At 39.5% G+C, this 24,047-nt stretch carries 17 protein-coding genes; 2 read left to right on the forward strand and 15 right to left on the reverse strand.

Translation table 11 applies throughout. From position 1 onward, the window contains the following. Positions 1-8 precede the first annotated feature (8 nt). Genes CXF64_RS11015 through CXF64_RS11025 form a run of 3 tightly spaced genes read right to left on the reverse strand, consistent with a single transcriptional unit; the run spans position 9 to position 5,745 of the window. Positions 9-1,421, reverse strand: a complete 1,413-nt coding sequence (locus tag CXF64_RS11015; protein WP_101217022.1) for a TolC family protein — start codon at positions 1,419-1,421, stop codon at positions 9-11. After that, positions 1,414-4,566, reverse strand: a complete 3,153-nt coding sequence (locus CXF64_RS11020; RefSeq protein ID WP_002958688.1) for an efflux RND transporter permease subunit — start codon at positions 4,564-4,566, stop codon at positions 1,414-1,416. Before CXF64_RS11020 ends, CXF64_RS11015 begins: the two co-directional genes overlap by 8 nt. A gap of 9 nt (positions 4,567-4,575) precedes the next feature. Continuing rightward, the gene (locus CXF64_RS11025) at positions 4,576-5,745 is read right to left on the reverse strand and encodes an efflux RND transporter periplasmic adaptor subunit (RefSeq protein ID WP_101217023.1); all 1,170 of its coding nucleotides are present in this window, start codon (positions 5,743-5,745) and stop codon (positions 4,576-4,578) included. Positions 5,746-5,864: 119 nt separating this feature from the next. Between CXF64_RS11025 and CXF64_RS11030 the strand changes: the two genes are divergently transcribed. Next, a complete protein-coding gene (locus CXF64_RS11030; RefSeq protein WP_101217024.1) occupies positions 5,865-6,803 on the forward strand; it encodes a LysR family transcriptional regulator in 939 nt (312 codons plus the stop codon). A gap of 10 nt (positions 6,804-6,813) precedes the next feature. Here the strand turns inward: CXF64_RS11030 and CXF64_RS11035 are convergent, their stop codons facing one another. From CXF64_RS11035 to CXF64_RS11065, 7 genes are all read right to left on the reverse strand, one after another. Beyond that, positions 6,814-7,851 carry a GGDEF domain-containing protein gene (locus CXF64_RS11035; RefSeq protein WP_165783612.1) on the reverse strand — a complete coding sequence of 346 codons (1,038 nt, stop codon included), beginning with the start codon at positions 7,849-7,851 and terminating at the stop codon, positions 6,814-6,816. A gap of 169 nt (positions 7,852-8,020) precedes the next feature. Next, positions 8,021-8,992, reverse strand: a complete 972-nt coding sequence (gene moaA / locus CXF64_RS11040; protein ID WP_007582018.1) for a GTP 3',8-cyclase MoaA — start codon at positions 8,990-8,992, stop codon at positions 8,021-8,023. A 186-nt stretch (positions 8,993-9,178) separates the two neighbouring features. Next, positions 9,179-11,470: a xanthine dehydrogenase family protein molybdopterin-binding subunit gene (locus tag CXF64_RS11045; protein ID WP_101217026.1), complete on the reverse strand. Its 2,292-nt coding sequence runs from the start codon at positions 11,468-11,470 to the stop codon at positions 9,179-9,181. 12 nt (positions 11,471-11,482) lie between these two features. Beyond that, positions 11,483-11,971, reverse strand: coding sequence for a (2Fe-2S)-binding protein (locus CXF64_RS11050; RefSeq protein WP_007582016.1), 489 nt, complete (start codon positions 11,969-11,971; stop codon positions 11,483-11,485). A 199-nt stretch (positions 11,972-12,170) separates the two neighbouring features. Continuing rightward, positions 12,171-12,764 carry a nucleotidyltransferase family protein gene (locus CXF64_RS11055; protein ID WP_007582015.1) on the reverse strand — a complete coding sequence of 198 codons (594 nt, stop codon included), beginning with the start codon at positions 12,762-12,764 and terminating at the stop codon, positions 12,171-12,173. Continuing rightward, positions 12,758-13,786 carry an XdhC family protein gene (locus CXF64_RS11060; RefSeq protein ID WP_101217027.1) on the reverse strand — a complete coding sequence of 343 codons (1,029 nt, stop codon included), beginning with the start codon at positions 13,784-13,786 and terminating at the stop codon, positions 12,758-12,760. Before CXF64_RS11060 ends, CXF64_RS11055 begins: the two co-directional genes overlap by 7 nt. Positions 13,787-13,871: 85 nt before the next feature. Then, on the reverse strand, positions 13,872-14,735 hold the full coding sequence (locus CXF64_RS11065; protein WP_101217028.1) for a DUF6279 family lipoprotein: 864 nt from the start codon (positions 14,733-14,735) through the stop codon (positions 13,872-13,874). Between the two features lie 687 nt (positions 14,736-15,422). Between CXF64_RS11065 and CXF64_RS11070 the strand changes: the two genes are divergently transcribed. After that, a complete protein-coding gene (locus tag CXF64_RS11070) occupies positions 15,423-16,148 on the forward strand; it encodes a tetratricopeptide repeat protein (RefSeq protein WP_007582012.1) in 726 nt (241 codons plus the stop codon). A 152-nt stretch (positions 16,149-16,300) separates the two neighbouring features. On the opposite strand, the gene CXF64_RS11075 is transcribed toward CXF64_RS11070, so the two are convergent. From CXF64_RS11075 to CXF64_RS11095, 5 genes are all read right to left on the reverse strand, one after another. Beyond that, positions 16,301-17,719, reverse strand: coding sequence for a coniferyl aldehyde dehydrogenase (locus CXF64_RS11075; protein WP_101217029.1), 1,419 nt, complete (start codon positions 17,717-17,719; stop codon positions 16,301-16,303). A gap of 456 nt (positions 17,720-18,175) precedes the next feature. Beyond that, the gene (locus tag CXF64_RS11080) at positions 18,176-19,651 is read right to left on the reverse strand and encodes an SLC13 family permease (RefSeq protein ID WP_101217030.1); all 1,476 of its coding nucleotides are present in this window, start codon (positions 19,649-19,651) and stop codon (positions 18,176-18,178) included. Between the two features lie 9 nt (positions 19,652-19,660). Then, complete coding sequence (locus CXF64_RS11085) at positions 19,661-20,617, reverse strand: porin (protein WP_101217031.1); 957 nt, start codon at positions 20,615-20,617, stop codon at positions 19,661-19,663. A 174-nt stretch (positions 20,618-20,791) separates the two neighbouring features. Continuing rightward, complete coding sequence (locus CXF64_RS11090; protein WP_010553935.1) at positions 20,792-22,156, reverse strand: sigma-54-dependent transcriptional regulator; 1,365 nt, start codon at positions 22,154-22,156, stop codon at positions 20,792-20,794. Then, complete coding sequence (locus tag CXF64_RS11095; RefSeq protein ID WP_010553936.1) at positions 22,149-23,879, reverse strand: sensor histidine kinase; 1,731 nt, start codon at positions 23,877-23,879, stop codon at positions 22,149-22,151. The genes CXF64_RS11090 and CXF64_RS11095 overlap by 8 nt, the downstream gene beginning before the upstream one ends. Positions 23,880-24,047: the final 168 nt, after the last annotated feature.

A 24,047-nucleotide genomic window follows, 5' to 3' on the forward strand; every position in this document is an offset into this window, starting at 1 on the left:
ATATAACTCTACTTATTAGTGTCGTTTAACGCATAACTCCATTGGCCATTAAATGACTGGTAAGCATTTACTTTGGCAAGCAGTGAAGAAATTGTTGTTTCAACAGCATTTTCTTGTGCTATTAAAACATCCTGGCGCGCATCTAACAACTCAAGGTAAGGAATTTGACCTTCTTCGTACATTGCTTGTGCTTGTAAAAATGCTTTATTAGCAAAGTCATAGCGCTCATCGGCAAAGCGTTTTTGCTGTGCTTGATTGACCAACAATTGCAGTGAAAGTTCACTTTCACTTAGTGCAGTTAATACTACTTGTTGATAATCGCTGTAAGCGGCTTCACTTAAAAACTGCTGCGCGTCGCGCTGTGCTAATAATGCTGGGTAGCTTAATAACGACCATTGCAATTGCGGCGCTACTTGCCACTGTTGGTCGGTATTTTTTAAGCCTGTGCTATCTATACTCACAACCCCTGCAAATGCAGATAAGCTAATATCTGGTAATAACGCTTTGCTAGCTGCAACACTTAAACTATTTGCCTGGCTAAAATCAAACAATGCACGGCTAATATCTGGACGTAAGGCAATCGCATTATTAGCGTTTTTTAGTGCTACGCTAAAGTCACGTTCAAGCACGCCTTGCTCGTTTTCAATAGCAATATTTTGCGCTAACTTACCGCTTAGTACTGCAAGAGCAGATAAATCGCTGTATTTTGCATACTCAATAGCAGGCATTAATGCTTGTTGCTGCCTAAGCTGCGCCATCGTACGGTTTAAATCAAGCTCGTTTGCCACGCCTTCGTCAACACGGGCTTGAAGAACGTCAATACTTTGCTCAAGCGCTTCAATTTGAAGTGTAACAATGTGTTGTTTTTCAACATTGCCTTGATAACTTACAAAGCCTTTAACGACTGACGAAACTACTTCAATTTGTAATAAGCGTACTTGCTCTGCTTGGCTCATGGCTGATGCATTTGCAGCATCAACCAACGCTGTTATGCGACCAAATAAATCTAGCTGCCAATCAAGTGCAACGTTTGCACTTGATTGGCGGTCAAACACGCTTGGTGCATCGCTTCGAGCTGCGCCAACATTTACGCCACCTTGCGGAAGGTACTGGGCTTTTTGCTCTCCTAGTCGCGCTAATGCACTTTTAAGTGTTAGCTGGCTTGTTTGCAAATTATAGTTATTTGCAAGCGCACCAGTAACAAGCTCATTTAGTTGATCAGAATTAAGCTTTTTCCACCAGTTTGTTTCATCAGCAACGCTAACGTTACTAGCAATATTAGCTTTGGCAACAAATTCGTTAACGGCTTTTTGCTCGCTCATGGTGTCTATTTTACTCGCACACCCGGCTAAAAACGCAGCGACTAATACCGCACTGGCAGTCAGACTTGTTTTAAGTCTTTTTTGCATTAATTTAGTCATGAGTATTCTCCTGCGCTTTCTCTTTTTTGTTAGTCACTAACATATAAAATACCGGCGTAAACAATAGGCCAAACACGGTTACACCTATCATCCCTGAGAATACTGCGTTACCCATTGCGTGTCGCATTTCGGCGCCTGCACCGGTGGCAAGTACTAACGGTACAACACCTGCTGTAAATGCAATTGAGGTCATTAATATTGGGCGCAAGCGCATACGACATGCCTCAAGTATTGCCTCTAAGTGCGATAAGCCTGAGTCGTGTCTATCTTTTGCAAATTCAACCATCAATATTGCATTTTTAGAGGCCAACGCGACCAGTACTATTAACGCTATTTGGGTGAATATGTTGTTGTCAGAGCCAACAAACCACACACCTAACAAGGCTGAGAAAATAGTCATTGGTACAATTAATATAATTGCCAGTGGTAAACGTAAGCTCTCGTACTGCGCTGCAAGTACCATAAATACAAGTAATACAACTAACGGGAATACATAAACCATGGTGTTACCGGCAAGTACTTGTTGGTACGTTACTTCAGTCCACTCATATTCAATACCTGTTGGTAGTGTGTCTGCGAGTACTTTTTCAATAGCAACTTGTGCTTGATCAGAGCTATAACCTGGCGCTGGGCTGCCATTTAGTTCTGCACTTGGGTAACCGTTGTAATGCATAACACGGTCAGGACCAATTGTTGGTGTTACTGTTAATACAGAGCCTAGTGGCACCATATTACCTGAGCGGTTACGTACTTTTAAATTAAGTATTTGATCAGGATCTAAGCGATAGTCAGCATCAGCCTGTGCATTTACTTGGTACGTACGACCAAACATATTAAAGTCATTTACGTACACAGAGCCTAAGTAAATTTGCAGTGCGTTAAATACTTCATCAAGTGGAATACCTTGAATAAGCGCTTGCTCACGGTCAATATCAATATCCATTTGTGGAACTTGGATACGGAAACTTGAGTACAAGCCCATTAATGCAGGGTCTTGTTGCGCCTTACCAATAACGGCTTGCAGGCTATTAAATAATGCTTCAAACCCTTTATTAGCTCTGTCTTCTATTTGCAGTTTAAAACCACCTGTTGTGCCCAATCCTTGAATTGGCGGCGGTGGAAATACCGCTACAAATGCCTCATCAATGGCGGCAAAACGTTTATTCAACTGCGCCGCTATCGCCATAGCTGATTGGCTTGGGTCGGTACGTTTGTCAAAGCTTTCAAGTGGTGTAAATACAATGCCGCTGTTAGGGCTATTCGTAAAACCGTTCACTGATAAACCAGGGAATGCAACTGTGTGTGCAACGCCTGGTACTTCTAATGCAATTTGCTGCATTTGAGCAAGTACGTCTTCAGTACGATCAAGGCTTGATGCGTCAGGTAACTGCGCAATAGCCACTAAATACTGTTTATCTTGCTGTGGAATAAAGCCACCTGGTACGGTATCAAATAACTTAATTGTGCCGCCAACAAGTGCAATGTAAGCCACCATTACAACAACGGTCATACGAATTAGTTTTTGTACCAGTTTTTCGTAACCTTTAGCACCACGATTAAATACGCGGTTAAATGGTTTAAATAACCAACGACCAAACAATTTATTAAGTAAACGCGTGAACGCATCTGGTTTTGCATCATGCGATTTTAATAACAATGCAGCAAGTGCAGGCGATAACGTTAATGAGTTAAATGCTGAGATAATAGTCGAAATTGTAATTGTAAGTGCAAATTGCTTATAAAATTGACCTGATAAACCGGTAATAAACGCAGTAGGAATAAATACAGCACTTAGTACTAGCGCAATGGCAATAATAGGGCCTGTTACTTCGCTCATTGCAACGCGGGTTGCTTCAAGCGGCGATAAGCCTTTTTCAATATTACGCTCTACGTTTTCAACAACTACAATCGCATCATCTACAACAATACCTATGGCTAATACTAAACCAAACAACGACAGGGTATTAATTGAGACACCTAACCACTGCATTACGGCAAACGTACCAATAAGTGAAATAGGCACGGCAATTAATGGAATAATTGATGCACGCCACGTTTGTAAAAATACAATAACAACAATAACTACCAGCACAATTGCTTCAAGCAAAGTGGCAATTACCGCGTCAATTGAGCCGCGAACAAATACCGTAGGATCGTACACAATGTCGTATTCAACACCGGTAGGAAAATCTTTAGATAAGCGCGCCATTGTTTCACGTACTTGATCGGAAAGCTCAATAGCGTTTGAACCTGGGCGTTGGAATATTGGCATTGCAAGTGCTGGTTGGTTATCAAGCTCTGCACGCAGTGCGTAAGTGTCTTGACCTAAATCAACACGGGCTATATCAGATAAACGCGTTAACTGACCTTCGTCGCCTACTTTAATAATAACTTGTTCAAATTCTTCAATACTGTTTAAACGACCTTTAACGTTTAACAATATTTGAAATTGACTGTCGTTTGAAATAGGTTGCGCGCCTAAGCTACCTGCTGCAACTTGCTGGTTTTGCGAGCGAAGTGCTGTTACTACATCTGTTGCTGTTAATTCGCGTGCAGCAAGTGCATCTGGGTTTAGCCATACTCGCATTGAGTATTTGCCAGCACCAAACATGCGGATATCACCTACGCCTGGCAAGCGCGCAATTTCATCTTTAATATTTAAATCAGCATAGTTAGATAAGTAAGCTGTGTCGTGCGTTTTTTCAGGTGAGTATAAATGCACTACCATGGTTAAATCTGGTGATGACTTTTCAGCCACAACACCTAAACGTTGTACTTCTTCTGGCAAACGCGGAAGTGCACTGTTTACACGGTTTTGTACTTGTACTTGAGCACGATCTAAATCGGTACCTAACGCAAAGGTTACCGTTAGTGTCATGCGGCCATCACTGGTACCTTGCGAAAACATATATAGCATGTTTTCAGTACCGTTAATTTCTTGCTCCAGCGGTGTTGCTACTGTTTGCGCAATAACGGTAGGGTTAGCACCTGGGTAGTTGGCGGTAACAACAACAGTTGGAGGAACTACTTCTGGGTATTCACTTACTGGTAATTGGAATAGTGATATACCACCAGCAATTAAAATAACCAATGACAGCATGGCCGCAAATATTGGACGCTGTATAAAGAAATGCGAAAATTTCATCAATAAACCTTATTGCTTAGCCACAAGTTGTGCGTTGTCATTTAACAATGTAAATGCCACACCACTTGTATCAATTGTTACTGTTTGCGGAGAGATTGGCATACCAGGGCCTACGCGAGCTGGGCCATTTACAGCAATAACATCACCTTCGTTAAGGCCCGATGTAACCGCACGTAATGCACCGTAACGCTCACCAGTAGTGATAAGTTTGTATTCAAGTACGTTGTTTTCGCCAACCGTTAATACAAAACGATTTTTTAAGTCGGTACCAATTGCACGTTCTGGGATAATAATCGCGTCACTAATAGAGTTGGCTGCAAGCTTAATACGTGCAAACGAGCCTGCGCGTAATTGGTTGTTGTCTTCATTAAATACTGCACGTACGCGTAATGTACCCGTTGATGAATTAATTTGGTTATCAATAAAGTTAATGTAGCCTTTGTATGCAAAATCACTTTGACCGACTTTTTGCATTACAACAGTTTGGTGGCTCGCAGCAGTAACATCATTGAAAGAGCTATTCCATGTGCGCTCATCAACATCAAAATAAGCATACATAGCTTGGTTTGAAACAATTGACGTTAATACGCTTTGACCCGCAAGTATGTTATTACCTTTGGTAATATTTGCGCGAGAAATAATGCCATCAATTGGTGATACTACTGACGTAAACTCTAAATCAAGCTCTGCTGAAGTAAGTTGTGCTTGAAGTGCAGAAAGCTGTGCTTCGCGTTGACGTAGTGTTGAAGTACGCGCTTGTGCTTGCTCAGTAGAAATTGCCTTACGGTCTAATAAGCGTACCGCACGTTTGTCTTCACTTTTAGCTTGCTCTAAGGCCGCTTCTGCGCTGTTGATTTGCGCTTTTAAACTAGCAACCACAGCAGCAAATGGACGAGCATCTAATTGAAATAAAACATCGCCTTCTTTAACCACATCGCCTTCTTTAAATTCAATGCTATCGATGATTCCTGATACACGCGGCATTAAGGCAACTTCCTGTTGAGACTCTAAACGCGTTGTATATGTGTGCCAGCTTTGTACCGGCTTAACAAGCACCTGTGCTACATCAATTGGTTGAAGTTGCTGTGCAGGTGCTGATTGAGCTGTGCTCTCATCAGCACAACCCGCAAGAGTTAAAGATGCCGCAGTAAGTGCAGCAGCAATTAGATGTTTGTTCATGAAGACGCTCCATTGTTGATTAGCCTCGCATAATACGGATTAAACCCGTGTGTAAAAACCATAGATTTTTAAATTCATTAATGCCAAAATGGCATCAATAGGTTAATTAAGGTGTAATAATGGATATAACAAGTCGACTTTTAATGTTACTTGAAGTGGTTGAGCAAGGCTCTTTTGCAAAAGCTGCAGAAATACGCAACATAGATCGCTCTGTTATATCCAAGCAAATTAGTCGTTTAGAGGATGAGTTAGGCGTTAGGTTACTCAACCGAACCACACGTTCATTTTCGCTCACAGCGGCAGGCGCCGAAATGATCAAAAAAGCCGCAGAGCTTAGAGAGCTGCTTGGCGAAACCGTACGCATGGCCGAAAACTACCATTTAGAACCGCGCGGCGTGTTAAAAATCACTTCATCAACACTTATTGGTCGTCGTTATTTACAACCTGTACTTAATGATTTTCAAAAACGCTTTCCTCAAGTAGAAGTTGAACTGCGTTTAGACGATAGATTAGTAGATATAGTCTCTGAAGGATTTGATTTGGCTTTTCGTGTAGGTGAGCCTAAAGATTCGTCACTTATTGCACGTAAAATAGCGCGTAACCGGTTATTAATTTTAGCTGCGCCACAGTTTATTGAAACTTATGGTATGCCAAAAACAATGGAAGAGTTAGCGCAATTACCAGCAGCAAGCTATGCCAGTAATTCTATTCGAGTAGAAGCTATAGATTACTACGATAGTAAAGGTGAACGCTGCGAGCAAAAAATAAAAAGTGTGTTTCGTGCAAACGATGCCGAGTCATTGTTAATGAAAACATTATCGGGCACAACTTACTTTGTCGCCCCTGCATTTATTATTGGTGATGAAATAATACAAGGTAAGCTAGTGCCTTTATTAACAGATGTGAAACTCATGGAGTTTAGTGCGATGTATGCCGTATATCCGCATCGAGATTTACCAGTAAGGACCCGGTTGTTTTTTGATGCTGTGCGCGAGCATTTAGGAAAAGACAAACCGATTTGGGAAAATGGGATCCCCAATTTTGAGCAAATGTACTAAGTGACCCTACTTAAGCAACTACCGTTTCGTAGTCATGTTCTTTTTTAAACTTACAATACACTTTATTGCGACCAAATTGTTTTGCTTTGTATAACTGTTTATCTGCTTGGTTTACAAAGCTTTCCAATGAATTAGTACTTTTAAATTTTGCCACACCAATACTGGTTGTAACATTGATTGCAAGGCCGTCAATGTCAAATGTGGTATTTTCAAAACGTGCTCTTATTTGTTCAGCGGTACTAAGTGCAGCCTCATCATTTTCAAAAGAGCTAAATAAAGCAAACTCTTCTCCGCCTACTCTAAATACATACCCTCTACCAAGCACAACTCTTAGTAAAGTGGCCACTTCGATAAGTACTTGGTCACCGACACCATGGCCATGCTCATCATTTATCTGCTTAAAAAAGTCTAAATCGAGTAAAAACAAATATAACTGTGACTTATCTTGTAGTTCTACTTCAAAGTAGTGGTTCATTGAAAGGCGATTGCCTGCACCCGTTAATGGGTCAAGTAACGCTAAATTTTTAAGTCGCCTTGAAAAGTGTGAACGACTTCCTTCAAAAACATGAGAAATCGCCCAAATACTAAAATAAGCACAGAGTAGATTAAGGGATAAGTTAAAAGTTTCAAAGGGGGCAAGTGTAGACTTACTCCCTAAAATAAACACTTGGATAACTAATAAATTTGCAGAGAAAATTACACCATATTGTTTACCTAATAACAGGTAGTACAAAATAGGTAATGCAAATGACCATACAAACACACCATTACGAGGCGATGCTAAGGATGTACCTAAAATAACAATTAACGTTATAAGTACACACATTATTAAGGATTGCCAAAACTGTAGTGGACGGCGTATAAGTGAAATATAAGTAAATATACAATAAATAGAAAAACAGATTTCGATGTAGCCAAGCAATGGAAAGTTATTTACAGTTAAATTAAATCCCGCAAATCCTACCGATAAAAAACCAAAACAAAGACACATCCCTCTCAGAACGTCCTTTCTTAATGATTTAGTGCTATTAAGAGCCGCGATATCCATTCTAATCACTTAATAAAAATAAAAAGTAAGTTTAACGTGAAAATACAATTTAACAAGCCTTGTTGATATAAAACCATGTAGATACAACCAGTTATTTACATTTTAGGGATAATGTAGTGTGTTTTAGAAACACGTTTGATGCTTTAATATCACTAAGTGGCTTTAACAACTAGCCACCTAACATGGATAAATTAGTAGTAATACCTGTATTACCTTGGTGTAAAAGGTGAGTTGGCTTTTTGGTTTTAATATAACGAGATAACAATGCCATTAATTCACTGTTTGAACTGTCGTTCATATATTCTCTTAGCGAAATACCCTCTTCAGAAAACAAACACAAGTGCAGATTCCCTTTTGCTGTAACCCTTAATCGGTTACAGGTACTACAAAAGTCGTTGCTGTAAGGCATGATCAAACCAATTCTGCCTTGATAATCAGGATGAGCAAACTCTTGAGCAGGACCTGCTGATGCACTACGCGCAACTTGCTGCCAACCCGTTTGTAATAACTGAGTTTTTAAAACTTGCCCAGAAACATGGTTAGCATCAAAAAAGGCTTTGTTGTCGTTTGTTTGCATCAACTCTATAAAGCGGATGGTAACGGGACGGTGTTTAACCCAATTTAAAAATGTATCAAACTCTTTTGCGTTGTATTGCTTCATCAACACGCTATTTATTTTTACCGAATCAATACCCGTTTCAAGCGCAGTATCAATACCTTTCATTACTGAGGTAAATTTGTCATGCCCAGTAATGGTGTTAAACATGCGTGAATCTAAGCTATCAATGCTTACATTAATGGCGTTTAAGCCTGCATCTACCCAGTCATGAATATTCTTATGAAGGGAAAAGCCATTGGTAGTCATTGCAATTTTTTTTATGCCCGCGACATCTTTTGCCGCTCGAACAACATCTATAAAATCTTTTCTAAGGGTTGGCTCTCCGCCAGTGATCCTTACTTTTTCGATACCATGGTGTGCAAACGCTTTAAGCGTGTTGCTAATTTCATCAATTGTGAGAAAGCCACGGTCATGACCGCCCTGATAACCATCTGGTAAACAATAAACACACTTAAAATTACATACATCAGTAATAGACAAACGTAAGTAACTAAACTCTCGCCCTGTTGGGTCGATTAGCATAAATAAACCTTAACTAATATCAACAAGTAATAACAACCTAATACCAATTTGCAATAATACTTAATCATTTAATTAAGCAAATTGGTATAAACAACGCTACTTATTGATACATAAATAATAATTACATAAATATATTTAATAACTTAAAGGGGCAGCATAAAGCATACCCCTTTAGTTATTTTTGTTTTACGCTTCTAAGCCTTTTTTAAGTTCGCTTGGCTTCATTGGTAGGTCACGTAAACGCACGCCTACTGCATTAAACACAGCATTACCAATAGCAGGAGCAACCCCTATAACGCCAGGTTCGCCTAAACCAACTGGAAACTCATCACTTTGTAAAAATTCAATGTCAATATCTGGCACATCTTGCATTCTTAGTGGTAAATAAGTATTAAAGTTAGTCGCTGATACTTGCCCATCTTTATACGTATTTGATTCATGCAATGCAAGGCTGCTGCCCCATAGTAACGACCCTTCAATTTGCGCCAGTGCGCCATCAGGGTGAACTATTAAGCCTGCATCTACAACAACATAGAGCTTTTTGAGCGTTATTTTACCACTATCACGGTTAACGTGAACATGCGCTGCGGTTGCAAGCCATGCTGGCATAGTACGTTCTTGCCCTGAGCTTACAGAAAAACCAATGCCCTCATCTTTAGCTAATTTAACAGAAGCTACTTTGTCAGACACCGTTTTAAGCACATTACGTAAGCGCAGTGCTCCGCCAACGCTCTCAGGTGCTTTACCCGCTTGCTTGCCTTTACCGTCTAACATTTCAATTCTAAATTGAACAGGATCTTTGCCTTGCTTATGGGCAATTTCATCAATAAACGACTCAAGACTCCAAGCAATCCAACCTGGCCCTACTGAACGTAACCAACCTGGAGTAAAGGTGCTTTGTGCAACTTCGTTATTAATAGCGCGTGCACGATGACTGCTCATGCTATACCAATGATCAGCGCCCGATGCCGAAAATGCATCAAATTTACCTTTACCATCAACACCCGGTGATAAAAACCCTGGTGCCATTGCTTTAGTAGGCCAACCTGCAGCAAATGCATGCTCTAAACCAGTAAAAGTACCATTTTTATCAAACGACGCTGTCATTTTTGCAGCAGATGCAGAACGAGACTGATCGAATAAACTATCGTCTGCTCGTGTAAATACCAGCTTTACTGGTTTACCTACTGCTTTTGCAGTTAGAGCTGCAGGTACAGTCCAGTCACCAAATAATCGACGACCAAAACCACCACCTAAATAATAAGGACGAATAATTACTTTGTTTTGTTCTATATCGAGTGCTTTAGCAAGCGCTGGTAACGTAAGTGACTGCCACTGGTTACCTGTATGAATAATCCAATTTCCGTCTTTAAATTCTGCAACCGCATTTAATGGCTCTAGCTGATAATGACTTGCTGTCGCTGTGGTATACATTGATTCTAACGACTCACTGGCGTCTGCTTGAGTTTTCTTTATATCGCCTTGATCAACAAATAAAGTACCCGAGTCTCGTTGCTCGCATAATCGCTTACCTTCTTTTTGAATATCAGCTTCAGATATATTTGCTGACTCACCCTTTTTGTAACTCACCTTTAAAGCATCTACTGCTTTAATGGCACTTGGGTAACTATCAGCTAATACAACAACCCAGCCTTGCACTGTGTTACTAGGGTCATTTAAAATTTCATAGCCTTTGTAACCTTTAATAGCTTTTGCTGCACTATCGTCAACGTTTGTTACTGTGCTGCCATAACGGGTTGGCGGTATTACTGGTCGCGCGTACAGCATGCCTTCAACTTCTACATCTATCCCATATACTGCGGTACCATTTGTTTTGGCTGGTATATCAAGCGCTTTAAAGTCTTGTTTAAGCCCAGTTAAATGACGTTTATTAGCAGGTTTTAGTGGAAGGTTTGCAACTTCATCACTGGTAAATGTACGATTAAACTCGCCTTTTTTAACTATGTCAGCATAACTAACCGATTTTTCGCCTGCAATAATATAGCCCTTTTCAGCACGACATTTGTCTGCAGGCACGCCGAGCATTTTAGCTCCGGCTTCTATTAATGCAATTCGACCCGCAGCGCCGGCTTGAGATAATGGCTTGAAGCTTTGAAATACAGACCACGAACCACCCGTTACCATAAAGCCCCATTTTTCATGGGTATCTACGTAGGTAATTGATACTTTATCCCAATCACATTCAAGCTCATCAGCCACAATGCGCGCAAGAGCAGTACCAATATGTTGACCCATTTCAGCTTTAGCAATACTCACTTCTACGGCGCCGTCGGTGCTCATAGTCCACCAAATAGTGGGTGAAAAAGCTTGTTGCGCAATTGATTCTTTTGCACTGAGCGAACCCGAAAATAACGCAGGGGCAAACGCCATGACTAAGCCTGCGCTAGCAGTGCCAATCATAAACGAGCGACGATTTAAATTAACGGTTTCGCTATTTTTTTGAAATAATTTTTTCATTATCGGCTCCAGTTAAGCGTCTTGTGCATTTGGATCAAATATATTTACTACACTTTGTGACTCATCTGCAGCGCGTTGAATAGCAGTTTTAATACGTTTATAAGCCATACAGCGACAGTAGTTACCATTCATATGGCTTACTATTTCTTCATCTGAAGGACTTGGATTAGCTGCCAGTAATGTAGCAGCTTGCATTATTTGCCCCGATTGGCAGTAACCGCACTGTGGTACTTGCTCTTCAACCCATGCTTTTTGAAGTGGGTGTTCGTTATTAAGCCCTTCAATCGTAGTAATGTTTTTTCCTGCAATTGCGCCAATTGGTAAAACACATGAGCGAGTTGCTTGCCCATCTAAATGCACCGTACACGCACCACACATTGCAATACCGCAACCAAACTTCGTACCTTTTAATCCAATTTCATCACGAATAACCCATAACAATGGTGTATCTTCACTTGCGTGTGATTCAACCACCTTGCCATTAATTGTAAACGTCACCATAGCTTGCCCCTTGATTAAGCTTTATAACTCGTGTTTAAATTATTTAATTTAAACACGAGTTATAACAGTTAAGATTGTTGTAACTACTAATCCATAACACATATAGTTACCGCATCAGCTACATTAACAGCTAAATACCATAACCACTGCACTAAAGCGTTAGCGCAGCTAAAACTTATTTTGCCCTACTAATACTTTTTCACTCATTTTTAGCTATAAAATTACTTAGCTGCTTTTGAGTATCTATGTCTAAACTCGCACTACGTAAACTAATTGTATTGACGACCTCACTGCTGGAGCGCAGTAATTGCTGTGCACCTCTATCTGAAGTTAAGCTTGCAAGCTGAGATAAATCAACCGCTGGGAATATAGCGGGTACACCTAAACGCTCGCCATAGTTTGCGCACCAGCGCGATGGATTACGTGTAAAACCAGTAACTAGCTCACTTAAGTGCGCTACTTTTAGCTCAACCTGATCCGCAAGCATAAATAAAATCCCATCAAAGGACTTATTTTTAAACACTGTTTGAGAAGCTATCGCGATTGAATTACCTAAACCTTGGCTCCATTGCTTGTTCTCAATGAGCTCTATGTTTTTATAACCTGCCAGTGCTTGTGATACTTCTTTATGCCATGCCCCGGTAACTACATACACCGGCGTGTCATCAAGTGCTTGAAGTGTATTTACTGCATGCTCAATCATTGTTTTGCCAAACCCGATATCAGCCGTTAATTTACAGCCGTTAAAGCGAGATGATTGACCTGCGGCTAAAACAACTTTTGCAATTAGCACGCCTCTTGCCCCCAATGGCTTAGCGATTGGGCATTTTTTTCACACAGCACTGCATGTATTTCACTGATCAGCGATAGTGCAATACTCTCTGGCGAGTCGCCGCCTAAATTTAAACCGACAGGCCCAAAAACAGGAGCCTTAATTTGTGATACTCGCGTATTTGCGTGCTCTAAAACTTGTTCACGTCTGTGCTTAGGACCCAATAACCCTATGTATTTAAAAGGAACATCTTTAAATTGAGCCAACGTACTGGCGTCAAGTTCAACGCTGTGAGCCATTAAAATAGCAGCATCTACTTTATTAGTTATGCAATATTCTTTTAACTCACTCGGTGTGAAGCGCAAAATAGCATCAGCATTTTTAAAATATTGCCTTTTTGCATTGGCAGCACGTGTATCCCATACAGTTACACTCCAACCAAGTTGTTTGGCAAATGTATAAACCGGAACTGCATCAGCGCCACCACCTACTATTAATAGATGGGGCGGTGGATAAATAGAGGTTTGCAAGCACGTAGCGCCTTGTAATTCTACCAACTGCGCTTTGCGGTTCATTGATAAACCATGTAACTCATCATTTTGCGTAAATACACCACTACCGGCTGGCAAAATGGGGCTTACTTGTTGAAGATATCGCCCTGGTTTATTCTCATTAAGTGCTTTAGATACAAGCTCTAACTGTAAATAGTCATTAGCCTTATGAATAGGCTGCAGTAAAATATGTACTATACCCCCACAACCAATGCCAAGTTGAAATGTTAAATCGTCTTCATCGGTGGCATCATAACTAATGGTTTTACTGGTTAAAGTACTCATTACTTGTTTAGCGTGGCGCTGTATGTCAGCTTCTAAACAGCCTCCTGAAAGCATGCCCAAGCGCTCGCCTAGGCTCGAAATAAGCATCATAGCCCCTAGTTTTCTGTAGCTAGAGCCTTCAATTTTGTACAAAGTAGCTAAAACCCATTCTTGGTTGTCCCTATTGAGATACCAAGTGTTTAAGATACTTTTCAAATCTGTAACCATATATTGCCCTTTAAAAAGCATTTTTTGCGTTTAAAAACAAACCAGCCTAAACAGCTAATTTAAAACTTAATAATTCACGCACAATTTAGTTTTCTATTATATCGTTTAAGGTCTCAATTAACTCATCAAATTGATCATTAACGCTTTGGCGTTGTTTATCATTTAGAGTTAGGTTTAATTCGTAGAGTAAATTTATATATAAATTTAAGTTTGCTTCATTGCTTTTCAATAGTGCGTCGCTCATATAAAGTTCGCGCTCTTCAATAACCGTACTTAACTGATTTATAAATTCTTTTTTTGTAATTTCAGCATTTGTAAATACCTGTTTGGCTGCATTCAAACGGTTTTGCTTGTACTCTAACCACAGCGCTCCTGCATCTTGATGTTGCTCATTAGTAGATTTAATCAGCGCTTTTTGTTGTTTATTAAGCTTGCCTATCCACTGCTCGTAGTATTCAAATTGCTCTTCTAAACGCTCACTTTTTCGCTCAAGCGGGGTTTGTTCGTTAAACTCTTCGCGTTCGTCGTTAATTTTTATTTGAATATTGTTTAAAAGTTCTTCTCTTTGCTCACTTGATAAGGTTGCCCCAAGTTCAGCTAAAGGCAGCTTTGCGTATCCAAGTAGGTTCTGCCAATGTTGTTTTGCAAGCACAACCTGTGTTTTTAATTGTTTAGCCTCCAATGTTTGGTTAAACAATACTTTTATATTTTGTATGTCTTGTCTGTAGGCGGGTAACTGGGTAGTTCGGTGCCAATTTTGTGTTGTTGTAATTATGTTTTTTAGCTGTGTATTTTGCTTTTTATTTAAATCAACATAATCGTCAACCCAAAACGATGAAAGCCAACTCAAATTATTGTAAGTAAAAGATGCCGAACAACTACATAAAAACAACATACTTACAGCAAGGCATATCTGTTTTAGTTTTTTTGCTTTGAAATTATTAAGCATAACCTTCTCTATTATTTAGATTGTGGCAAAGCTCAAAACTCATTTGATAATAATTATCATTTAAGTATTGACTTGCATTTAGATCTAACTGATAATCGTTCGCACAAACACAGTGTAACGACCTCAGTGCCTACGGAAGAATATTCAGCAAGGATGCTGGCACATTAAAAGAAGAGCGTGCCGCTTCGTGTTATTACTTACTCGACCCAAGTAATAACATCAAATATCAAATTTACTTGCTACATTGCTCATATTAGTGACGGTTAATATGACTCAAAAAAGCCCTAACGGGCTTTTTTTATTTCTTTAAATTTTCTATAAAATCTGTATCTTACACTTCTTAAACTCGTTTACTTACCTTAAAAGCCCACCGCGCTATTATTTACATTTTATACGCACGATCTGATAAGATATCGCCTTGCGTTTGCGCTAAAGCTGGCGTAAAACATAACAGTAGACACCCTTTTTTGCATCTATTTATAATAACCGATTTAGTCTCTACTTAAATGCATTGAGTATTAAACGTTTAAAATGCGCAAATAGTGCAAAAATTTAATAATTTAGCATTTAACTAAAGTCTGTTTACCTTTCGGGATTAAAACTTGTTCTATTTAGGCGCTATTTAATCGCGGCAAGATATACTGGCCCTAAAACCTATCGTAACTATTACTAATTGGAGACATTAATATGTCACAGTTTAATTTGAAAGCACTCGTTCTTGCTGGCGTTTTACTTGCCAGCCCTTTCGCTCATGCAACATTAGAAGATGGCATAAGAGCAGCTAACGAAGGTGAATTTGCAGTCGCCCTAAAAGAATTTCAATACCTTGCCGATAAAGGTTTTGCACCAGGAATTTACGAACTAGCTAAATTATACGAAGGTGGATACGGTGTAACACGCGATTACCGCAAGGCAGCTGCGCTTTATCAACAAGGCGTTAAAAAGAACCATCCGGATTCAATGTTTGCGTTAGCTGTTTTATACGACGAAGGTAAAGGCGTAAAGCTTGATCACCAAATGGCTGTTACCTTATTTGAAAAAGCAGCCAATAAAAACCTGCCTGCGGCTCAGTTTAATTTAGGTGTAATGTATTCCAATGGCGTGGGCGTTACGCGAGATTATGAAGCGGCACGCAACTGGTACGAAAAAGCAGCTGCAAACAATTACTCTTTAGCACAATTCAATTTAGCCCTCATGTATTTTGAAGGGCTAGGTATGCCAAAAGATTTAGAAAAGTCATACATTTGGAATACTATCGCTGAGTACAACGGCAATATGCAAGCGAGTCATAGCCGCAAACTTGATGAGCGTAAAATGCTGCCTAAAGAAATTGAAGAAGCTAAAGAAAAAGCCGATGCCATTTATGCAAAAATACAAGTGGGTACTTATGCTGGCGAAGGTCGCTTATTTTAAAGTCTTATTTTAAAGTTTAAGAGTTTAAGAGTTTAAGACCTTAGTTTGAAACTAATCTAAAAAAGGCTGAATTACATAACGTAATTCAGCCTTTTTAATATCTTGATTTAGCAAGTTCAAAATCTATTCAACTTTACAAAATCAACATACTCTTATTTTATGTAAAGCCACTTTAGTAGCTTAATAAGAAGTTTGCTTTGTTTTAGCAGCATAACAATACGAGGATTAAACGAGCCCGATACTAACGTGTTTTTAGCATGGCTAAACGTTAAAAACCCTTCTATGCCATGATAATGCCCCATTCCTGAATGCCCTACACCACCAAAAGGGGCATCGTCAGCAGTTACTTGCACTAACGTATCGTTTATCGCTACAGTGCCACTGATTGTTTGCTTCATAATGTATTCTTGAGCGTGCTTATCTTGCCCTAAAATATAAAGCGCTAACGGGTGGTGATGGGCTTTAATATAGTCAATTGCGCTGTCGAGCGTGTCATAACTCATTATTGGTAGTATTGGGCCAAATAACTCATCTTGCATAAGCTGCATTTCGTCAGTAACTTGAGTCACTAAGTGCAGCCCCATACGATGTTTTTGCTCATCTTGCTGGTTTTGCTCAAGTGGCTTAATAATGTTTGCGCCAAGCTCTTGGGCTTGCTCTAAGTAGGTTGCTAAACGTTTATAGTGTGCATCGCTAATAATAGAGGTTAAGTTTTTACCTTCAACACCGTCTTTAAAGTGCTTTTTATAAAGCTCGCATAATTGCTGAACCAACTGATGCTCAAGCTCTTTGGGTACAAATACGTAGTCGGGAGCAACGCATATTTGCCCTGCGTTGGCCATTTTTCCAAACAGTAAAGCTTGCGCCGCTTTTTTAATATCGGCATTTTGCGTAATAATAACTGGCGATTTACCACCGAGTTCGAGCGTTACTGGTGTTAAATTACGACTCGCTGAAGCCATTACTAATTTACCAACGGCCGATGACCCCGTAAATAATAAATGAGCAAATGGCAGTGATGAAAACTGCGCGGCTACGTCGCTACCGCCTTGTATTATTTTGCAATGCGTTTGCATGTCGTCTTTAAATATTTTTTCGATAACGACGTTTGTGTGAGGTGTAAACTCGCTTAATTTGAGCATAACTCTATTACCAGCAGCTATGGCGGTAAGCACAGGTACTAACGCTAACTGAATGGGGTAATTCCACGGTGCAATAATACCAACCACACCTTTAGGTTGGTAATTAACACTTACTTTTGAAGGCCACAAACTTAAACCTACAGAGCGATTACTTGGCTTTGCCCATTTTGGTAGCTTTTTGATAATGTGCGCGAGTGTTTGAACCGTAGGCAATATATCGCCAAGTAGAGTATCGAAAGCGGTTCTGTAACCAAAGTCTTTTGAAGCAGCATCCACTAGCTCTTGCTCAAGTTCAACAATACGTACACGGAGCTTTTTTAATAAAACGAGACGTTTATCAATTGGAAAGTAAGGTGTTTCGAGAAAGCTTTTTTGCAATTCATCAAATTGGGGAATTAAAGGCATTGCCTGTGATGTGTCGGTGCTCAAAATAGATTACTCAATTTTTAAAGTTACCGCAGACTATAACCTTGTTCTGTTTTTCGAGCAATAACACTAATTATCTAAAAAAGAGCTTCTTGAGCAATATAAATAAGTATAAAGAGTAGTTTTGTTTAAAACTGTAAGTATAAACAAAACTACTCTGGTATAGGTTAGGGCGTGTTGATTTTTGGTGGGTGAATTTGCAGCAGTATGTTTGGTTTTTAGGCAAGGCAGAGCCTATGTAGTGTGGTCATTCCCCATAAATAGGCGATAACGCAGCATAAATACCAAACATGCACTGCCCTTTGGGTTCTTTCTAGGGACGATTAACTCTTTGTTGCTCGGTTTTTACTTAGCCCAGTAGATTACAAACCTCGCGCCGCGATTTAATCGCCCCTAGATTGAACAAATTTCAATCCACAAAGATCAACACGCCCAAGTTGGAACTAATTTAGTACAGTTTTAAAAGCCAAATACTTGCGCTGCGATAGTCATTGTCACTAGCGTAATTAATACAATGGCGACAATATTTAGCACAAAGCCGGCTCTTATCATGTCGCGCATTTGAATTTGCCCTGAGCCAAACACAATCGCATTAGGTGGTGTTGCTACAGGCATCATAAATGCGCAACTACACGCAATAGCAGCAGGAATAACCCATACAAGGGGTGAACCTGTTATCGATTCAGCAACAGGACCTAATAACGGTAAGAAACCTGCAGCGGTTGCTGTATTGCTTGTAATTTCAGTTAAAAATGTAATTAAAGCAACCACAACAAGTACGCTCATAACAAGAGGAATCGCACTTGCGCCTTCAATCATGTGAGCAATAAACTCGGCAAGACCTGACGATTTAATTTGAGATGCAAGCGTAAGTCCGCCCCCAAACAATAGCAATACGCCCCAAGGCACTTGTGAGGCGTTTTGCCAATCAAGAATACGCTCATCACTGTCTTTATTAGCAGGCATTACAAACAGCAGTAATGCAGCAGCAATTGCAATTGTAGTATCTGAAATTTTAAGACCTGTTATATCACCCAATAAAGGTCTAAATATCCAGCAAAGTGCAGCAAGCACAAATACAAACAATACGCCTTTTTCTGCGCGTTGCATTATTCCAAGCTTTTTTAACTGCGTTGAAAACACCGCTTTTGTATCAATTTTTTGATCGTTTTTAACATTAGCATCTACTTTATACGCAAATTTGGTAAGCCAAACCCAACTAATAATAAGCATACTTAAAGACAGTGGTACGCCTACAATCATCCACTGAGCAAAGCCTATTTCAATTTGGTAACTGTCAGATAGGTATGCAGCCATTAATGCATTAGGCGGTGTACCAATTAAAGTAGCAATACCACCAATGCTTGCACCATAAGCAATTGATAGTAGCAATGCTTTGCCAAACCCTTCATTACTTGGGTCTGATTGCTTAACCAAATTGGTAATTGAAAGTGCAATAGGCAACATCATTACGGCTGTCGCAGTATTAGACATCCACATCGACAAAAAAGCAGTTACAAGCATCATAGCTAAAATTTGTAAACTTGGTTTTTTACCCGCATATAACATGGTGCTTAATGCAATACGTTTATGTAAACCCCAACGCTCCATAGCAATTGAGATTAAAAATCCGCCTAAAAATAAAAAGATTAACGGGTGTGCATATGGCGCAGCCACACTTTTTATTGCTGCTATGTCAGCCAGTGGTGATATTACCAGTGGTAGCAATGCAGTTGCCGGAATTGGTACAACTTCACTTACCCACCACGATGCCATCCAAAACGCTAAACCTGAGGTTTTAAATGCCGCAACCGACATTCCTGTTGGCGGATCAAGTAAACATGTTAATAGCATTACTAAAGGGCCCAGTACTAAAAAAAGCCATTGAAAATGTCTGTTCTTATCTGGTTCTTGCGTCAATATATTATCTGTCATGGCTAGCCTCTAAAACTTGTATTTAAGACCAAGCGCAACACTGCTGTCGTCTTGTTCTTCTAAATTAAGATCGGTATATAAAAGATAAGCTGTAGTTTGCTTATCAAATACATAATCAAGGCCTGTGCTCCATTGCGTTGCCTCAGATGCTTGACGAAGAGTTGAGTCATCTTTAGCAAATTGAATTTTTGGCACCCACTTATCAAGTGTATAACTGGCACTTAATACGTAACCATTGCCCGACTTTGTGCCATCTACTGATTCTGAATGTTGGTATAACGCACCAAGTTGTAATTGTTCGAACTTATAAACACCGGCAATTCTGCTTGCAGTAATATTATTAAGTGAATCAACATGGCTTAACGATAAGTAATATGGAGTATTATTTAAATTACGGTCGCCATAAATAAGCGTAGCAGCAAAGCCTGCTTTATCGTCTTTATTGTCATCTTTTGGCGCATAAGTAAACGAAAACTGCATATTTTGCCAATAGTTTGATGTGTAAGTGATAGTATCACCGAGGCGGTCTTGGCCTGCAATAACTTGCGCTATATCTGCCTGCGTTTCGTTAAAGTTATCGAGTTTACCTTCAGAATATTTAAAACGAGTGTCGTTACGACCTACAACAACTTCACCAAACGCACCTTTTAAACCTAAGTAAGTATTACGTGCAGTAAAAGGCTCTTGCGTATCATCTTCTTCAAAACCTTTAACTTGTACCTCATATTTAAAAACAGCACTTAAATATTCGTTAAGTTTATGATCGCCCTTAATACCAATACGCGAGTATGGCGCTTCAATTTGAGTACCCTCTTCGGCATAACGCATTATGCCCGTATCAGTACTGGCAATTTGTACTTCGGCTTTACCGTATACAGCGTACTCTGCAGCAAAAGATGTGTGTGAAAATGTAGCTAAGCAACCATAGGATAGAAATAAAATACAGGTGTGTGTAGTTTTTGTCATCGTGTGCCCTAATTATTAGAATCTACTTGTAGTAGCGCTAATAAGGCAACTTTACTGCCAAGTGTATAAAAGTAATCTATTTCAATAGCTTACTAAAATAAGTCGTTTAATTTAAATAAAAGCGTGTGAATTACCACACATAAGAAAGTGGGTCTTGTCACCAAACCCACACATTTAGTCAGTAAACATATCTCTATTAAGATTGTATTTACTCATTTTATCGTAAAGTGTTTTACGAGCAATTTGCAGTGTTTCCATGGTGTTTTTAATACTGCCGTGGTTTTGCTCAAGCGCGTACTCAATAAGTGACTGCTCATAAAAAGAGACTTTTTCAGATAAGCTTAAATCGGGAGATAAGCCACCTAATTGTTGTGTTTTAACTTCAGCAAAAGCAAGCTCAGCACCAAGTAATACAGCTCGCTCTGCTTGATTTCTTAGCTCTCTCACATTGCCAGGCCAGTCATAGGCAACTAACCGCTGTTGTATTTCGTAATTTACTGCCGCCGGCGGCTTATGATAGCGAGTTGCAGCAATAGAGCTAAAGTGTTTAAACAAAAGTAATATGTCAGCTTTTCGCTCTCGTAATGGCGGAATATTAACGTTAACCAAACTAAGTCTGTAGTATAAATCAGCTCTAAAATCACCCTTTTCAACTAACGCAAGTAAGTCTACTTTTGTAGCTGCAACAATTCTGATGTCTAAATCAATTGCTTTGTTATCGCCTACAGGTGTTACTTTTCGCTCTTCTAATACGCGTAATAACTTAACTTGCAGTGCCATTGGAGTGCTTTCTATTTCATCTAAAAAGACCGTACCACCTTGTGCATATTCAAACTTACCTTTTCGACTTTGAGTAGCCCCTGTATAGGCACCACTTGCTGCACCAAACAATTCGCTTTCTATTAACTGCTCTGGTACTGCGCCACAATTAATAGCAACAAAATTACAGCTAGAGCGATTACTCTGATCGTGTAGATACCGCGCTACAAGTTCTTTACCTGTGCCAGTTTCACCTTCAATCATTACATCGGTTGGGGTATCTATAATTGTGTTTAATAAGTGCATCATGTGTTGCATTTTAGGTGTGTCACCTAGTATGCGTACACCTGGGGCTGAGGTTTTCTGTACAGCCACTTTTAATGCGCGGTTCTCCATAACAAGGCTTCGTTTGTCGCACGCTCGTGCTATGCAATCAAGAAGATGTTCGTTAACTGGTTTTTCAAATAAATCATACGCACCTAATTGCATCGCTTTAACTGCTATCGATACATCAGCGTAACCAGTTAAAAATATTACAGGGAGCTCACTATCAAAAGCCGTTATTTGCTCTAAAAGCGTTAAGCCATCCATGTTCGGCATATTTATATCGCTCAGCACAACTCCAGCAAAGCGCCTATTGAGTTTGCTAAGAGCGGTACTTGCGTCATTAAAGCACTCAACGGTGTATCCTTCGAGAGTGAGCAATTGCTTTAAAGAGTCTCTGATCATTGCTTCATCATCAATGACTATTATGTGATTACATGGAGAGCTGTCAATCATCTTTATTTTCCTGCCTGTTAGAGAGGCTAATTATAAATTCAGCCCCGCCTTCAACTCGATTGTGCGCGCTCAAACAACCATTAAACGAATCTATTATTTGTTTTGATATAGATAAACCAAGGCCTAAACCTTTACTTGATTTAGTACTATAAAAAGGTTCAAATAAATTACCAAATGCATGTTGCTCAATACCAGAGCCAGTATCTAAAATCGACAGTTTTACTCGCTCTTCAAAACACTCCAGCTGAAAACTTAAGTTACGAATAATTGCGCCATTCATAGCTTGGCTAGCATTAGTAATTAAATTAACGAGTACTTGTTCAAATTTAAGCGAATCGACCCACACAACGACTGTTTCATCAAACTGAGGTGGCTCTACTTGTACGTTATCTTGCTTTAACTGCGCGCTAGAAATCATTAATGCGTTATTAACAAGCCCTGCAAGAGGGTAAGGTCTGAGCTGCATTTTTGAAGGTTTACTAAAATGCTTTAACTGACCTACAATTTGGTGCACTCGATTAACTAATCCCTCAATCACTACTAAGCTTTCACCAAGTGCTGAAGTATTTCCTTTAGCTAATAAACGCTTTGCCGAAGCTAAATAAGTATTAATAGCACTGAGCGGCTGGTTTATTTCGTGGTTGATTCCTGCACTTAGCTGTCCTATTGTCGCAAGCTTTGCAGACTGCACTAAAGCCGTTTGTACTTTTTCCAAAGCCTGAGTGCGCTCAAGGACTTCAAGTTCAAGGCTATGTCTGGAGTACACCAGCTTTTTATAACCCGCAAACCGAGTTAATAAAATATAACTAATAATAATAACTAAGCTACAGATAATAAATACCCAAAATAAGCGTGGCAGTTGAGCTGAATTAACTTTTGTTATATCAACGAGTACGTTCATTGTGGCATTAAAATATCGTAAAGGTCTTTGCGACATTACGTAAAGTTTTTTATCTATTTTTAAATGTTTAATACCTTCATTAGAAAATTGAAACTGCTTAATATACAAAGGCTGATGATCTAAATAAGCCCGACGAGATTTAATATCTCTGCGCATAGTTATATCAAGTTCAGTGAAGCTGTTTAATCGCCACGTTTGCATATCTGACATTGCAATTACCTCATCTGCAAGCTGCAAAAAAAAGTGACTACCCTTTGAAGTATTTAGAAGCTCTCTGTCATCCTCAAATTTACTTACATTCACTTTTAACACAACAACACCAATGGCTTTATTGTCGCGATATACTGCTTGTGAAAAGTAAATACCACGCTCTTTAGAGCGCATGCCTAATGCAAAGTACGCTACTTTTTCGCCTGCAAATGCACGTTTGAAATAAGGTCTAAACGCAAAGTTGCTACCTAAAAAAGTATAATCTGCTTGCCAATTACTACTGGCAATAACTTCGCCTTGAGTATTTAGAACAAAAATATCTGAGGCACCGCTAGCTTGTTGAATATCAGCAAGGTAGTTATTAATAGCGTTATAGTGCTGTGGCTGCGCATCTACAAAGTCTATCATTAACGAGTTATAGGTAAGTAACTGGGGAATAGCAGAAAAACGAGCAAGCTCAGTATCAATATAGTTATTTAATTGCGTAACTTGGCGCTCAGCCTGGTAGGTTGCTTGCTCAACATCATGAGAACGACCAAGCCAAAACGTAACAACTAATATAAGTACGAGTAACACACAAACAGTAATGATTTTTTTAGAAAAAGAAAACATGAAGAACTCGCAAAAAATAGCCAAGAAAATTTTAGGGCGCTAGTGTAACGGCTAATCTCTAGCAGAGATATAAACTTTTTGTTAACAACAGTTTTAAAGTGTTTAAAAACAAAAATCGCCGTAAACAACTATGTTTACAGCGATCTGTTTAGCATTAAATTAAAAAAC

The sequence above is a fragment of the Pseudoalteromonas sp. GutCa3 genome, assembly GCF_002836155.1.
In the GTDB taxonomy this organism is placed as follows: Bacteria; Pseudomonadota; Gammaproteobacteria; order Enterobacterales; family Alteromonadaceae; genus Pseudoalteromonas; species Pseudoalteromonas arctica.